Source organism: Pseudomonas sp. P8_229 (assembly GCF_034008635.1).
Lineage (GTDB): Bacteria > Pseudomonadota > Gammaproteobacteria > Pseudomonadales > Pseudomonadaceae > Aquipseudomonas.
This window is the reverse complement of sequence record NZ_CP125378.1, coordinates 4,377,492-4,392,891: the sequence shown is the minus strand read 5'-3', so window position 1 is coordinate 4,392,891 and position 15,400 is coordinate 4,377,492. Positions and strand designations below refer to the sequence as shown.

General features: G+C 60.5%; 15 protein-coding genes. 12 read left to right on the top strand and 3 right to left on the bottom strand.

Annotated features, from left to right (window positions below):
- Positions 1–112 precede the first annotated feature (112 nt).
- The 7 genes from QMK55_RS19795 (at position 113) to pdeM (ending at position 7,643) form a co-directional block, all read left to right on the top strand.
- Positions 113–895, top strand: coding sequence for a transporter substrate-binding domain-containing protein (locus QMK55_RS19795; protein ID WP_025110791.1), 783 nt, complete (start codon positions 113–115; stop codon positions 893–895).
- A gap of 57 nt (positions 896–952) precedes the next feature.
- The gene (locus QMK55_RS19790) at positions 953–1,681 is read left to right on the top strand and encodes an ABC transporter permease (protein WP_102355738.1); all 729 of its coding nucleotides are present in this window, start codon (positions 953–955) and stop codon (positions 1,679–1,681) included.
- Positions 1,678–2,388, top strand: coding sequence for an ABC transporter permease (locus tag QMK55_RS19785; protein ID WP_320329810.1), 711 nt, complete (start codon positions 1,678–1,680; stop codon positions 2,386–2,388). Before QMK55_RS19790 ends, QMK55_RS19785 begins: the two co-directional genes overlap by 4 nt.
- 11 nt (positions 2,389–2,399) lie before the next feature.
- Positions 2,400–3,518: a M14 family metallopeptidase gene (locus QMK55_RS19780; protein ID WP_320329809.1), complete on the top strand. Its 1,119-nt coding sequence runs from the start codon at positions 2,400–2,402 to the stop codon at positions 3,516–3,518.
- A 13-nt stretch (positions 3,519–3,531) separates the two neighbouring features.
- The gene (locus QMK55_RS19775; protein ID WP_320329808.1) at positions 3,532–4,296 is read left to right on the top strand and encodes an ABC transporter ATP-binding protein; all 765 of its coding nucleotides are present in this window, start codon (positions 3,532–3,534) and stop codon (positions 4,294–4,296) included.
- A 204-nt stretch (positions 4,297–4,500) separates the two neighbouring features.
- Positions 4,501–6,987, top strand: a complete 2,487-nt coding sequence (locus QMK55_RS19770; protein ID WP_320329807.1) for a ligase-associated DNA damage response DEXH box helicase — start codon at positions 4,501–4,503, stop codon at positions 6,985–6,987.
- A complete protein-coding gene (gene pdeM / locus QMK55_RS19765; RefSeq protein WP_102355734.1) occupies positions 6,987–7,643 on the top strand; it encodes a ligase-associated DNA damage response endonuclease PdeM in 657 nt (218 codons plus the stop codon). The genes QMK55_RS19770 and pdeM overlap by 1 nt, the downstream gene beginning before the upstream one ends.
- A gap of 47 nt (positions 7,644–7,690) precedes the next feature.
- Here the strand turns inward: pdeM and QMK55_RS19760 are convergent, their stop codons facing one another.
- Together QMK55_RS19760 and dcd are read right to left on the bottom strand one after the other, a co-directional pair.
- Positions 7,691–7,900, bottom strand: a complete 210-nt coding sequence (locus tag QMK55_RS19760; RefSeq protein ID WP_025110798.1) for a hypothetical protein — start codon at positions 7,898–7,900, stop codon at positions 7,691–7,693.
- 106 nt (positions 7,901–8,006) lie between these two features.
- Complete coding sequence (dcd, locus tag QMK55_RS19755) at positions 8,007–8,573, bottom strand: dCTP deaminase (protein ID WP_102355733.1); 567 nt, start codon at positions 8,571–8,573, stop codon at positions 8,007–8,009.
- A 353-nt stretch (positions 8,574–8,926) separates the two neighbouring features.
- Between dcd and QMK55_RS19750 the strand changes: the two genes are divergently transcribed.
- Positions 8,927–9,136: a cold-shock protein gene (locus tag QMK55_RS19750; RefSeq protein WP_002554837.1), complete on the top strand. Its 210-nt coding sequence runs from the start codon at positions 8,927–8,929 to the stop codon at positions 9,134–9,136.
- Positions 9,137–9,416: 280 nt separating this feature from the next.
- On the opposite strand, the gene QMK55_RS19745 is transcribed toward QMK55_RS19750, so the two are convergent.
- On the bottom strand, positions 9,417–10,424 hold the full coding sequence (locus tag QMK55_RS19745; protein ID WP_320329806.1) for a DUF481 domain-containing protein: 1,008 nt from the start codon (positions 10,422–10,424) through the stop codon (positions 9,417–9,419).
- A gap of 165 nt (positions 10,425–10,589) precedes the next feature.
- Between QMK55_RS19745 and QMK55_RS19740 the strand changes: the two genes are divergently transcribed.
- From QMK55_RS19740 to QMK55_RS19725, 4 genes are all read left to right on the top strand, one after another.
- Complete coding sequence (locus QMK55_RS19740; RefSeq protein ID WP_102355731.1) at positions 10,590–10,943, top strand: MGMT family protein; 354 nt, start codon at positions 10,590–10,592, stop codon at positions 10,941–10,943.
- Positions 10,944–10,986: 43 nt separating this feature from the next.
- Positions 10,987–12,546, top strand: coding sequence for an AmpG family muropeptide MFS transporter (locus tag QMK55_RS19735; RefSeq protein WP_320329805.1), 1,560 nt, complete (start codon positions 10,987–10,989; stop codon positions 12,544–12,546).
- Positions 12,547–12,675: 129 nt separating this feature from the next.
- On the top strand, positions 12,676–14,391 hold the full coding sequence (locus tag QMK55_RS19730; protein WP_102355729.1) for a proline--tRNA ligase: 1,716 nt from the start codon (positions 12,676–12,678) through the stop codon (positions 14,389–14,391).
- Between the two features lie 17 nt (positions 14,392–14,408).
- On the top strand, positions 14,409–15,362 hold the full coding sequence (locus QMK55_RS19725; protein WP_320329804.1) for a hypothetical protein: 954 nt from the start codon (positions 14,409–14,411) through the stop codon (positions 15,360–15,362).
- Positions 15,363–15,400: the final 38 nt, after the last annotated feature.

The following is a 15,400-nucleotide window of genomic DNA, read 5'->3' as shown; positions in this document are numbered from 1 at the left end:
ACACTTGTTCGGGACTCTGGTTCGGAAATTGCTACTTTCTATAGGTCGTACGCGTTCCAGTAACAATAATTCTGCGCCACAAGCGCTCATATTGGTTCTTAGGGATTGAATAATGAAAAAAGCATTGCTGACCCTTTCTGCACTGGCGTTGTGCATGGCTGCCGGCTCCGCGCTGGCCAAGGAATACAAAGAGCTGCGTTTTGGCGTTGATCCTTCCTACGCACCGTTCGAGTCGAAAGCGGCCGACGGCAGCCTGGTGGGCTTCGACATCGACCTGGGCAACGCGATCTGCGCCGAGCTGAAGGTCAAGTGCAAATGGGTTGAAAGCGACTTCGACGGCATGATTCCGGGCCTCAACGCCAACAAATTCGACGGTGTGATCTCGTCGATGACCGTGACCCCGGCCCGCGAAAAGGCTATCGACTTCTCCAGCGAGCTGTTCTCCGGTCCGACTTCCTATGTGTTCAAGAAGGGTTCCGGCCTGAGCGATGACATCGCTTCGCTGAAGGGCAAGTCCGTCGGTTACGAGCAAGGCACCATTCAGGAAGCCTACGCCAAGGCCGTGCTGGAGAAGGCCGGGGTGAAAATCCAGGCTTACGCCAACCAGGATCAGGTTTACGCCGACCTGAAAAATGGCCGTCTCGACGCCTCGATCCAGGACATGCTGCAAGCCGAACTGGGCTTTTTGAAGTCGCCTGATGGTGCCGCTTACGAAGTCAGCAAGCCGGTTGACAGCGAATTGCTGCCAGCCAAAACCGCTGTCGGTATTAAGAAAGGTAACAAAGAGCTGAAGGCGCTTTTAGATAAAGGTATCAAAGCGTTACACGACGACGGCAAATACGCCGAGATTCAAAAGAAACACTTTGGCGATCTGAATCTGTACAGCGGTAAATAATGCCCTGGCGCCCATCCCTCGATGGGCGCCTTTTCTATCCGCTCAGGTTGCTGATTTATGTTCGAAAACCTCTTACAAAATCTGGGGCTCACCGCCTTCAGCCTCAAGGGCTTCGGTCCGTTGCTGTTGGAAGGCACCTGGATGACCATCAAATTGTCGGCGTTGTCGCTGCTGGTGTCCGTGTTGCTCGGCCTCCTGGGCGCCAGTGCCAAACTGTCGAAATCCAGACTGCTGCGCCTGCCTGCCCAGCTCTACACCACGCTGATTCGCGGGGTGCCGGACCTGGTGCTGATGCTGCTGATCTTCTACAGCCTGCAAACCTGGCTGACCGCGCTGACCGACGTCATGGAGTGGGATTACATCGAGATCGACTCGTTCACCGCTGGCGTGATTACGCTGGGCTTCATCTATGGCGCGTATTTCACCGAAACCTTCCGTGGCGCGATCCTCGCCGTGCCTCGCGGTCAGGTTGAAGCGGCGACCGCTTACGGCCTCAAACGCGGTCAGCGCTTTCGCTTCGTGGTGTTCCCGCAAATGATGCGTTTCGCCCTGCCGGGCATCGGCAACAACTGGATGGTGATGCTCAAGGCCACCGCGCTGGTCTCGATCATCGGCCTGGCCGACCTGGTCAAGGCAGCACAGGACGCCGGTAAAAGCACCTATCAACTGTTCTACTTCCTGGTACTTGCCGCCTTGATCTATCTGCTGATCACCAGTGCATCGAACGTCATCCTGCGCTGGCTCGAGCGCCGTTACGCCGCGGGCGCACGGGAGGCCGTACGATGATCGAACTCCTGCAGGAATACTGGAAACCGTTCCTTTATACCGACGGCAACAACATCACCGGTCTGGCGATGACCATGTGGCTGCTCAGTGCGTCGATCTTCATTGGCTTCCTGGTGTCGATCCCGCTGTCGATCGCTCGGGTCTCGTCGCACTTCTATGTGCGCTGGCCGGTGCAGTTCTACACCTACCTGTTCCGTGGCACGCCGCTGTATATCCAGTTGCTGATTTGCTACACCGGCATCTACAGCCTCGCCGCCGTGCGCGCGCAGCCGCTGCTCGACAGTTTCTTTCGCGATGCGATGAACTGCACGATCCTGGCGTTCGCCCTGAACACCTGCGCCTACACCACGGAGATTTTCGCCGGGGCGATCCGCAGCATGAACCACGGTGAAGTCGAAGCCGCCAAGGCTTATGGCATGACCGGCTGGAAGCTGTACGCCTACGTGATCATGCCCTCGGCGCTGCGCCGTTCGTTGCCGTATTACAGCAACGAAGTGATCCTGATGCTGCACTCGACCACCGTGGCCTTCACCGCGACCATCCCCGACATCCTGAAAGTCGCGCGGGACGCCAACTCGGCGACCTACCTGACCTTCCAGTCGTTCGGCATCGCCGCGCTGATCTACCTGACCATTACCTTTGCGCTGGTCGGCCTGTTCCGTCTCGCCGAACGCCGATGGCTGGCCTTCCTCGGGCCGACCCACTAGGAAACCCTGTAATGCGACACCAGATCCATGACCTGTTGGCCCCGGTGCCGGGGACCGCACGACAGATCCACAGCTTTCACTTCGGCCCGGAGCAGGCCAAAGGCAAGATCTACATCCAGTCCTCGCTGCATGCCGACGAAATGCCCGGCATGCTGGTGGCCTGGCACCTCAAGCAGCGCCTGGCGGAGCTGGAAGCCGCAGGGCGCCTGCGCAGCCAGATCGTGCTGGTGCCGGTGGCCAATCCGGTCGGCCTCGAACAGGTGCTGATGGACGTGCCGCTGGGCCGTTACGAGATGGAGAGCGGGCAGAATTTCAATCGCTGGTTTGTCGACCTCAGCGAAGAAATCGGCAATGACATCGAGGGCAAGCTGGGCGATGACCCGCAGCGCAACCTTGAACTGATCCGCGCCAGCCTGCGCCACGCCCTCGCCCGCCAGACCGCCGGCACGCAACTGCAATCCCAGCGCCTGACCCTGCAACGGCTGGCGTGCGATGCCGACATGGTGCTGGACCTGCACTGCGATTTCGAATCCGTGGTTCACCTGTACACCACCCCCGAGGCGTGGCCGCAGGTCGAGCCGCTGGCGCGCTACATCGAAGCCCAGGCCAGCCTGCTGGCTACCGACTCCGGCGGCCAGTCGTTCGACGAATGCTTCACACTGTTGTGGTGGCAACTGCAGGAGCGCTTCGGCGAACACTTCGAGATTCCGTTGGGCAGTTTCTCGGTGACGGTGGAGTTGCGCGGCCAGGGTGACGTCAATCACCCGATGGCCAGCCGTGACTGCCAGGCGTTGATCGATTACCTGATCCAGTTCGATGCGATCGTCGGCGAAACCCGGCCGCAGCCGTCCTTGCCCTTCCCCGCCACGCCACTGGCCGGTGTCGAACCGGTCGCGACAGCGGTCGGCGGGCTGCTGGTTTACACCGCGCAAGCCGGGCAGTACCTGCAAGCCGGGCAACAGATTGCCGAAATCATCGACCCGATCAGTGATCGGGTCACCCCCATTTGCTGCACCGCTGCCGGCGTGATGTACGCCCGCTCGCTGCGACGCATGGCCACTGCCGGCATGGTGATCGCCCACGTGGCGGGCGCCGAAGCCTATCGCAGCGGCTACCTACTTTCGCCTTGAGGATGTCTGTCTCATGTACAAATTGACCGTTGAAGGCCTGCACAAAAGCTATGGCGACCATCAGGTGCTCAAAGGCGTTTCGCTCAAGGCCAAGACTGGCGACGTGATCAGCCTGATCGGTGCCAGCGGCTCGGGCAAAAGCACCTTCCTGCGCTGCATCAACTTCCTCGAACAACCCAACGACGGCGCCATGAGCCTGGACGGCCAGGCGATCCGCATGGTCAGCGACCGCCACGGCATGCACGTCGCCGACCCGAATGAACTGCAACGCCTGCGCACGCGACTGGCGATGGTGTTCCAGCACTTCAATCTGTGGAGCCACATGACTGTGCTGGAAAACATCACCATGGCCCCGCGCCGGGTGCTGGGGTGCAGCAAACAGGAAGCCGACGACCGCGCACGCCGTTATCTGGACAAGGTCGGCCTGCCGGCGCGAGTCGCCGATCAGTACCCGGCGTTTCTCTCCGGCGGCCAGCAACAGCGGGTAGCGATCGCCCGGGCGCTGGCGATGGAGCCGGAAGTGATGCTGTTCGACGAACCGACCTCGGCACTCGACCCGGAGCTGGTGGGCGAAGTGCTGCGGGTGATTCAGGGGCTGGCCGAGGAAGGCCGGACCATGATCATGGTGACGCACGAAATGAGCTTTGCGCACAAAGTCTCCAGCCAGGTGTTGTTCCTGCACCAAGGGCTGGTGGAAGAAGAAGGCGCACCGGAAGACGTGCTGGGCAACCCGAAGAGCGAGCGGCTGAAACAGTTCCTCAGCGGTAACCTGAAATAACTCCCTCCACAATTCCCCTGTGGGAGCGGGCTTGCTCGCGAAGGCGGTATGCCAGTCAAAACAATGTTGACTGACACATCGCCTTCGTCGGAACGCCGCCCGGAGCAAGCCCGCTCCCACAGGAGTGTGCGCGTGCACAAAATTAAACTTGTCCGACAACGTCGTGGTCACTGGAAGAACACCTCCAGAGCGCGCGCAGCAGGCATGGCAACATCCCCCGACCTCGCAAAAACCTGGTTCCGCACACGCAACTGGAAGCCGTTCGCCTTTCAAAAACAGGTGTGGACCGCCGTCAAAAAAGGTCAGTCGGGGTTACTTCACGCCAGCACCGGGGCCGGCAAAACCTACGCGGTGTGGTTCGCCGCGCTCAATCGCTTCGCCCGCGCTCTGCCGCCAGCTGCAACGATCAGCAAACGCAAAGCGCCGGCCGAATCGCTGACCGTGCTGTGGATCACGCCAATGCGCGCCCTCGCCGCCGACACCGCCCGCGCCCTGCAAGCGCCGGTCAGCGATCTGCAGATTGCGTGGAGCATCGGCCTGCGCACCGGCGACACCAGCAGCGCCGAACGCGCTCGTCAGGGTCGGCGCTTGCCGACCACGCTGATCACCACCCCGGAAAGCCTGACCCTGCTGCTCGCCCGCGCCGATGCAAAAGCCGCACTGTCGAGCCTGCGCATGATCGTCGTCGATGAATGGCACGAATTGCTCGGCAACAAGCGCGGCGTGCAACTGCAACTGGCGCTGGCACGCCTGCGCCAATGGCAACCCGATCTGATTGTGTGGGGCGTTTCCGCCACGCTCGGTAATCAATCCCACGCCGAACAGGTGTTGATCCCACAGGGCGGCGGCGTGACGGTGCAGGGTCAAAGCGACAAACCGCTGCAGGTCGACACCTTGATCCCACCGGCCATCGAGCGTTTTCCGTGGGCCGGGCACATCGGTCTGAAGATGCTGCCGCAGGTGGTGACTGAACTGGACGCCTGCGCCAGCAGCCTGGTGTTCACCAACACCCGGGCGCAGTCGGAAATCTGGTATCAGGCGTTGCTCGAAGCACGGCCGGACTGGGCCGGGTTGATTGCGCTGCACCACAGCTCGCTGTCTCGCGAGACCCGCGACTGGGTGGAGCAGGCGTTGAAGGACGGACTCCTGAAAGCCGTGGTCTGCACCTCAAGCCTGGATCTGGGCGTGGACTTCCTGCCAGTGGAACGGGTGCTGCAAATCGGTTCAGCCAAGGGCGTCGCGCGGCTGATGCAACGTGCCGGGCGCTCCGGTCACGCGCCGGGGCGCACCTCGCGGGTGACGCTGGTGCCGACCCACAGCCTGGAGCTGATCGAAGCCGCCGCCGCACGCGACGCCGTGGAGCAACGGCGCATCGAACCGCGCCTGTCGCCACAGCAACCACTGGATGTGTTGGTGCAGCATCTGGTCAGCATGGCCTTGGGCGGTGGTTTTATTCCCGAGGAACTGTACGACGAAGTCCGAGGCGCCTGGGCCTATCGCGACCTGACGCCGGCAGATTGGGCCTGGGCGCTGGCGTTCGTACGCCACGGCGGCCTGTCTCTGACAGCCTATCCGGATTACCGCCGGGTCGATCCGGACGAACACGGCGTCTGGCGCGTCCCCGATGCACGCCTCGCTCGCCGGCATCGCATGAGCATCGGCACCATCGTCAGCGACGCGAGCATCAATCTGAAATTCTGGAGCAAGGGTGGCGGCGGCAAACAATTGGGCAGCGTCGAAGAAGGCTTTATTGCACGGCTGAAACCGGGCGACGGCTTTCTGTTCGCCGGGCGGTTGCTGGAGTTGGTCCGGGTGGAAAACATGACCGCTTACGTCAAACGCAGCACCGCGAAAAAAGCCGCCGTACCACGTTGGAATGGCGGACGAATGCCGCTTTCCAACCAACTGGCCGAGGCCGTGGTCAGCCGCTTCAGTGCAGCGGCGCGGGGTGAGTTCGCCGGGCCGGAAATGCAGGCGCTGCAACCGTTGCTGCAAACCCAGGCGCGCTGGTCGGGCCTGCCCACCTCCGATAGTCTGCTGGCAGAGGTGCTGAAGTCCCGCGAGGGCTGGCACCTTTTCCTCTACCCGTTTGCCGGGCGCCAGGTGCATCTGGGGCTCGCCAGTCTGCTGGCGTGGCGGATCAGTCAGCGTCAGCCGCTGACGTTCTCGATTGCGGTCAACGAATACGGACTGGAATTGCTCAGTGCCACGCCGGTCGATTGGTCTGAGCAACTCGATATAGCGCTGCTCAGTCCGCAGCAGTTGCTGAACGATGTGTTGGCCAGCCTCAATGCCGGAGAACTGGCGTTGCGGCGTTTTCGCGAAATCGCGCGGATCGCCGGGCTGGTGTTTGCCGGCTACCCCGGCGCGCCGAAGAGCATGCGCCAGGTGCAGGCCTCAAGCGGCTTGTTCTTCGAAGTGTTCAAGCAATATGACGCCGACAACCTGTTGCTGGCTCAGGCCGGGGAAGAAGTCCTGCGCGAAGAACTGGATATTCGTCGTCTGGAACAGACATTGGAGCGGATCAACCGGATGCAACTGGACCTGCACCTGATCAAACGTCCCACGCCGCTGGGCTTTCCGCTGCTGGTGGAGCGCATGCGTGAAAGCATGAGCTCGGAAAAACTCGCCGATCGTATCCGGCGCATGGTCGGCGATCTGGAGAAATCAGCCGACAAGGATAAAACCTGATGAGTAGCGGTTATCCGGTGCGTCTGGCCGGCGAAGAACTCTGGCTGCTGCCGGAAAAAGCCCTGTACTGGCCGGCACAACAGGCGCTGCTGATCGCCGATGTGCATTTCGGCAAGGCAGCGGCGTATCGCCGCCTCGGTCAGCCAGTGCCGCAGGGCACCACAGCGACGAACATCGAGGTACTGGACCATTTGCTGGCGAAGCTGCCCTGCCGGCAACTGATTTTCCTCGGTGACTTTCTGCACGGCCCCGGTTCGCATGCGGCGGGCACGCTGAATGCCTTGGCCGAATGGCGCGCACGTCATGCAGATCTGCCGATGACGTTGATTCGCGGCAACCACGACAAACGCGCTGGCGATCCACCGGCATCGCTGAACATCAGAGTAGTGTCGGAACCTTTGCTGCTCGGACCGTTTGCCCTACAACACGAACCAATCCCCCATCCTGAACGGCATGTGCTGGCAGGCCACGTACATCCGGTTTATCGGCTCAATGGGCGGGGAAGACAAAGCTTGCGCCTGGCGTGTTTCAGGCTGGGCGAGCGTTTGAGCCTGTTACCGGCGTTTGGCGCGTTTACCGGCGGTTATCCAGTGCAAATAGACGCCCATTGCAGGATTCTTGTCGTCGGCGATAACGAAATATGGCCAGTCAGCTGAGGTCTTTGGCAAACCTCAGCTGACTGGCCACTCATGGGTGCCGCGGATCAGGCGACGGGCGCGGGTGGTGGCTCGTCCGGCAGGGTCGGCTCGCCCGGCTCGGTCGGCTGCTCGTTGGGGGTATCCGGATCAGGCTGACCGGGAATTCCGCCGGCCATGCTGAGCGACGGGTGTGCCAACAAGGACCAGGCCAAAACGCCAACCTGATTGGGCTCAAGCCTTGCCAGTTCGGCGGTGATATGCGGATCGATCTTCATGGAACCTCCTCGGCGAAGGCCCGCTTTGCCAGAAGCAAAAACGGGCAGTACACCCCATAGAGTGTCTGCCCGCCGAAGAATTCCCGCGAACTGTCGGATGGACGGATCAGGTACGCGGCAGGGTCACGCCGCGCTGGCCCTGATACTTGCCGCCACGGTCCTTGTAGGACACTTCGCATTGCTCGTCGGATTCAAGGAACAGCATCTGCGCCACGCCTTCGTTGGCGTAGATTTTCGCCGGCAGGTTGGTGGTGTTGGAGAATTCCAGGGTCACGTGACCCTCCCACTCAGGCTCGAGCGGGGTGACGTTGACGATGATGCCACAGCGCGCGTAGGTGCTTTTACCCAGGCAGATGGTCAGGACATTGCGCGGAATACGGAAGTATTCGACGGTGCTGGCCAGGGCGAAGGAGTTTGGCGGAATGATGCAGACGTCGCTGTGGATGTCGACAAAGCTGCCCGGGTCGAAGTTTTTCGGGTCGACGATGGACGAGTTGATGTTGGTGAACACCTTGAAGTGGTTGGTGCAACGCACATCGTAGCCGTAGCTCGACACACCATAGGAGATCACACGGCTGTCGTCGTTGCCGCGTACCTGGCGCTCGACGAAAGGCTCGATCATGCCGTGTTCCTGCGCCATGCGGCGAATCCACTTGTCCGATTTGATGCTCATGGCGGGTGTCCTGAATAGCGAGGTGGAAAAAATCTGTCCGGCATCTTACCGGGCGCGCAGCCGGGTTCAAAGTCCGCGCTGCAATTCTCGCCGAACAGCCCGGAAATACGAGCTCTGGCGACGAACCGTCACACCGCCGATCCTTAAAACAGCGAAACCTTCGCAAGAAGCATTGGCACGTTCCGGAAAAAGGGTTAAGGTGGCGCCACTGTGCTGCTTGTGTCACTGAGAATCTCTACACGATATGTTGAATTTCGATCCAACCATCTACAAGAATTTTTCCTGCTCTTTGCACTCAGTCTCGGCCAGGGTTCTTCCTGAGTCGCAGTTATCTTTGTTCAAGGAGTTACACCATGTCTAATCGCCAAACCGGTACCGTTAAGTGGTTCAACGATGAAAAAGGCTTCGGCTTCATCACTCCACAATCCGGTGACGACCTGTTCGTTCACTTCAAAGCTATCCAATCCGACGGCTTCAAAAGCCTGAAAGAAGGCCAACAGGTTTCTTTCATCGCTACCCGCGGTCAGAAAGGCATGCAAGCTGAAGAAGTACAAGTTATCTAACTTGTAGCTTCTTTAGAAAAGAGCCCCGCCCTTAAAAGCGGGGCTTTTTTGTGGGCGTGTGTTTTTCGCGGCCAAAAAAAGCAGCCCTCGCGGCCAATGCCGATCAGCTAAACGCAGATCCTCTGTGGGAGCGGGCTTGCTCGCGAAAGCGCTGGGGCAGTCAACATCAATGTTGGCCGGGCCGACGTCTTCGCGAGCAAGCCCGCTCCCATAATTGATCTTCGTTGCTTTGAGCATTGAGTTCGCTTAACCGAGCGGCTGCTATTTTTTTGACTTCGTCTTACCAGGCCACGCCGAACCCTGCGGTGTAGCGGGTTTTGTTCAGGTCCGCATCCTTGGTACCGCTGATAATGTCGCGTTCGGCCTTGAGGTTGAGCGACGCCCAATCGGTAACCTTGTAGCGCAGGCCCATCTCGGCATCCAGCGCATAATTGGCCACATCGGACAGCGGCTTGCCCAGCTCGCCATTGGTGAAGAACTCGACCTTCTTGCCAATCAGGTAGCGGTTGTAGTCCCACTTCATGGCGACCGAGTAGAAGTTGTCCTTGCCGCCATCGCTGTACTCGTAATCGGTGCGGTTAAGCAGCGAGCCAAGCGAGAATGCCCCCAGTTCGTCATCCCAGAACTGGTAGCCCGGACCGGTACCGACCACACGCTGACGCGACAGTTCTTCAACGTAGTCACGCTTGTAATTCAGACGCCCCTGCCAGAACCATTTGTCGGTCAGGAAGCGGTCGAGTGCGTATTCGGCCCGCCAGTTATTGGTGGTGACCTGATCGTCCTGCACTTCACGGTTGTACTCGCCTTCGGCGGTATGGCGCCAGCGACCATGACGCGCCGAGGTCTTGAAGTCGATGTCGTAATCGTTGGTGTCCTTCTCCGCCCGCTGATAATCCATCGCCAGACCGATATTGCCTTTCCACACCAGATCCTCGACCACCGGCTTGGGCTTGAGGATCTGCTGGATGCTCGCCAGCTCCACGGTTTTCGGCGCCTCGCCATTGGCCAAGGTGACCTTGCCGTCATCGGCAGCGGTCAACGATTTGGCCTTTTCGCCGGTGTAGGCGTCCTGCTTGACCAGCAACTCCTGATCGCTTTCAAGGGTCTTGACCTGTTTCCAGTCAATCGTGACCGCCCCCGCATACTGGGTCTGGATCAGCAATTTGCCGCCATCGAACAGGGAAATTTTACCGCTCAACTTGTCACCGTTCTTCAACCAGACGGTATCGGCAAGCAGGGGTGTGGACGCACTGAAGACAGCAAGGCACAGCAGGGTTCTGGACAACATAAGCGAATCAAAGGCTCAGAATTGCAAAAAAAGGTCGGCATTATCCGTAGGAATAATCCCCTGACAAGGAGTGACCGGACGATTTCCATTGAGTTCATTTCTCATCCGGGCCCGCACGGATTACGCTGAAAGGCATCAACCCGAGATCATTCAGGAGCCCCGTACGTGACAGAGCCCACCGACGAGCGCGAAAGCGAAGCGCAAATCCGACGCACGGCGCTTTATTCCACCCTTGCCCAAGTACCTGAGGGCAAGGTGGTCAGCTATGGTCAGTTGGCCGAACTGGCGGGGTTGGGGCGCGCCGCCCGCTGGGTCGGCCGGACTCTGAGCCAGTTACCCGGTGACACCAGACTGCCATGGCACCGGGTACTCGGCGCCGGTGGTCGGATCAGTCTGCCGGTGGGCAGCCCTTCGGGGGACGAACAACGGGCACGATTGCGCTCTGAAGGCGTCACCATCCTGAACAATCGTGTGGATATTCAGCGTCATGGCTGGCGTCCGGTAGAGCACAGCGGTTAGAGTGCGCGCTTTGTTTTCGCAATCTTGAGGCAGACTTCAGCCCATGCCCCGTAAAACCTGGCGCGCCGCGCTCGCCGCCTATGCCAGTCCTTCGACGCTCGTGCTGTTGTTGCTCGGTTTCGCTGCCGGCCTGCCGTACATGCTGGTATTTTCGACGCTTTCCGTCTGGCTGCGTGAAGCCGGCGTGGCCCGTGAAACCATCGGCTACGCGAGCCTGATCGGCCTGGCCTATGCCTTCAAGTGGGTCTGGTCACCGCTGCTCGACCAATGGCGCCTGCCTTTATTGGGCAAGCTGGGTCGGCGCCGCTCGTGGCTGGTGCTCTCGCAGTCGCTGGTGATCCTGGGCCTGATCGGCATGGGTTTCTGTGATCCACAGAAACACCTGTCCTGGCTGATCGCCATTGCCGTCATTGTCGCCTTCGCCTCCGCCACCCAGGACATCGCGGTCGACGCCTATCGCCTGGAGATTGCCGACGACAGCCGTCAGGCAGCGCTGGCGGCCAGTTACATGTCCGGCTATCGCGTCGCCGCGCTGCTCGCCACGGCAGGCGCACTGTTCTTTGCCGAAGGCTTCGGCTCTACCGGGTTCAACTATCAGCATTCGGCCTGGACCGGCACCTACGCCCTGTTCGGGGTGTTGATGGTCCCAGCCTTATTGACCTCGCTACTGATGCGCGAACCGCCGGTGCCACTGCGCACGCAACTGCAGGCCGGCCGCTACAGCTTCGTGCATCAACTGGCCTCGGTGTTTGTGCTGATCGTGCTGCTGGTGTCCGTTCCGGCGATGTTCACCCAGCTCTACAACACCGATTTCGCCGGCGTGCTGTTCGGCACCATGAGCCCGCTCGACCTGCTGCTGGAAGACCGCGCCTTCCTGCGCGCCATCCTTTACACCCTGCTCACCGGTCTGTGCCTGTCGACCATGGGCCGGCGCGGCCTGGCGCCGGTGCTGACCCCGGTCAACGACTTCATCCTGCGCTACCGCTGGCAGGCCTTGCTGTTGCTCGGGCTGATCGCTACCTATCGGATGTCGGACACGGTAATGGGCGTGATGGCCAACGTGTTCTACATCGACCAGGGCTTTACCAAGGATCAGATCGCCAGTGTCAGCAAGATCTTCGGCCTGATCATGACGCTAGTCGGTGCCGGCATGGGCGGCCTGCTGATCGTGCGTTTCGGCATCCTGCCGATCCTGTTCATCGGCGGCGCAGCGTCGGCCGCCACCAACCTGCTGTTTGTGATGCTGGCCGACATGGGCCCCAACCTGCAGATGCTGGTGGTGACCATTTCTCTGGACAACTTCAGTTCCGGGCTCGCGACCTCGGCGTTCGTCGCCTACCTGTCGAGCCTGACCAACCTGAAGTTCTCGGCCACCCAGTACGCCCTGCTCAGCTCGATCATGCTGTTGCTGCCGCGCCTGATTGGCGGTTACTCCGGGGTGATGGTCGAAAAGTTCGGCTACCACAACTTCTTCATCATCACGGCGCTGCTTGGCGTACCAACCCTGTTGCTGATCGCCTTGCACTGGTTCCAGGAAAGCCGCCGCGAAGGCCCGACACCAACACCCGAACCTTTACCGACCTCCGTCGTGGAAGAGTCGTAAGACATTTCACATACGGCGGGAGGATTCCCGCCGTTGAGCCTCACCGCCGAGCGCAATCCTGTACGTCGGCAAATCTCGCCGGTACACTGCTCCGTCATTTCCAGTCATAGCAACCGACAACGGCCAACCATGCGCACCAGTCAATTTTTGCTCGCCACACAGAAAGAAACGCCTTCCGATGCGGTCGTGATCAGCCACCAGCTGATGCTGCGCGCCGGCATGATCCGCAAACTCGCTTCGGGCCTGTACACCTGGCTGCCGATGGGCTTGCGGGTAATGCGCAAGGTTGAAGCCATCGTTCGCGAAGAAATGAACGCCGCCGGCTCTCTTGAAGTGTTGATGCCGAGCACCCAACCGGCCGAGCTGTGGCAGGAATCGGGGCGCTGGGAAGAATACGGCCCTGAGCTGCTGCGCATCAAAGACCGCCACGGTCGCGACTTCTGCGCGGGCCCGACCCACGAAGAAGTGATCACCGATCTGATGCGCAACGAGTTGAGCAGCTACAAGCAGCTGCCAATCAACCTGTACCAGATCCAGACCAAATTCCGTGACGAAATCCGCCCACGCTTCGGTTTGATGCGCGGCCGCGAATTCATCATGAAGGACGCCTACTCGTTCCACGCCGATCAGGCGTCGCTGCAGGTCACCTACGACCGTATGCATCAGGCGTACTGCAATGTGTTCACCCGTCTGGGCCTGAAGTTCCGTCCGGTTGAAGCCGACAACGGTTCGATCGGTGGCGCCGGCTCCCACGAGTTCCACGTGCTGGCCGAGTCCGGCGAAGACGATATCGCCTTCAGCAACGGTTCCGACTACGCGGCGAACATCGAGAAGGCCGAAGCCGTGCCACGCGAAACCTCGCGCGGCGCTGCGACCGAAGAGCTGCGCCTGGTCGATACCCCAGACACCAAAACCATCGCCGCGCTGGTGGAAAAATTCAATCTGCCGATTGAAAAGACCATCAAGACCCTGATCGTCCACGCCGAAGAAGAAGGCAAGCTGATCGCGCTGGTGATTCGTGGCGACCACGAACTCAACGAAATCAAGGCTGCCCAGCAACCTGGCGTTGCCAGCCCGCTGGTCATGGCTTCCGATGCCGAACTGCGCGACGCCATTGGCGCGGGCGCCGGTTCCCTCGGCCCATTGAACCTGCCACTGCCGATCATCATCGACCGCTCGGTCGAGCTGATGAGCGACTTCGGTATCGGTGCGAACATCGACGACAAGCACTACTTCGGCGTGAACTGGGAGCGTGACCTGCCGGTTCCGACCGTTGCCGACCTGCGTAATGTGGTTGCCGGTGACCCAAGCCCGGACGGCAAAGGCACCCTGGAAATCAAGCGCGGCATCGAAGTCGGGCACATCTTCCAGCTGGGCAACAAGTACAGCAAGGCGATGAAGTGCGAAGTGCTGGGCGAGAACGGCAAGCCGGTGACCCTGGAAATGGGTTGCTACGGCATCGGCGTATCCCGCGTGGTGGCTGCCGCCATCGAACAGAACAACGACGAAAACGGCATCATCTGGAGCGACACCCTGGCGCCGTTCCAGATCGCTCTGGTGCCGCTGCGTTATGAAACCGAGCAGGTGCGCGAAGCCACCGACAAGCTGTACGCCGAACTTACAGCGGCCGGCTTCGAAGTGCTGCTGGACGATCGCGACAAGAAAACCAGCCCGGGCATCAAGTTCGCGGACATGGAGCTGATCGGCATTCCTCACCGGATCGTGGTCAGCGACCGCGGCCTCGCCGAAGGCAACCTGGAATACAAGAGCCGTACCGAGGGTGAGGCGCAAGCCCTGCCTGTGGCCGACGTGCTGTCCTTCCTTCAGGCCCGTATCCGCCGCTGAATCCAGATAGAGACCTCATGTTCAAGCGAAACACCTTGGGCCTCGGTGGCGCCGCCTTGTGCGGCGCCCTGCTGGTCAGCGGCTGTGCCAATCAAATGTCACAACGCAGCGAGCACGAAGAGCGGGTCGAGCGCAAACTGCTCGATCACAGCCTGCAGATCGATGTCGGCGAGCCCAAGGTGCTTGAGCTGCCGCAACGACGCGTGAAAATCAACGAACAGAAGACCTTCGAAGTCACAGAGTTCGAAGTCACCCGTCGTTACGACCGCTACACCCCCTACCAACCCTGGCGCGAAATCTACGAGATTCCGCTGGGCGCAGTGGCCGTGGTGGCCGGCATTGGCGCCAACGTGGTCAACGTTTTTGCTCTGGGCAACCTGCCGGACAGCGTGACCAAGGATTGGCTGAGCTACGGCATTGCCGGGGTCAACCCGTTCATGAACGTGCAGTCTCATGGTCGCGCGCAGCAGAACCTCGCCGGTATCGATGAAGTCCAGCGCGACAAGCGCATGGAGTATTCGAGCCTGCCGTGGAGCGAACGTCCGGTGCGGGTCAAGGCCGGCAAGCAGACCTTCGACATGACCACCGACCGCAACGGCGTGCTGCGCCTGAACTTGCTGGACAGTCCGTTCGCCGAAAATGACCTCAATCACGTCGGCAAACTGCAGATCAGCGTCGAGGACGGCAAGGATGACGTGCACAGCGACACGTCCCTGACGATCAGCAGCCACCTGCGCAGCAAGTTGCTCGAAGCGCACGGGCTGATTTACGACGATCTGGAAGACGACGAAGTGAGCCAGTGGGTACACCGGGTCAAACGCCTGTCGGAACTGGGCCTGGAAGAAGAAGCCAGCGAGCTGGAGCAAAGCCTGATCGAACTGACGCGCAACGATCCTGAGCTGCAGGCCGAGTTTCTCAAGTCTCTGACCAAGGATGCCGGGCGCCTGGTCGCTGATCCGGGACCGAACTAAAAGCCAAAAGCTTCACGAGCAAGCCCGCTCCCACAGTT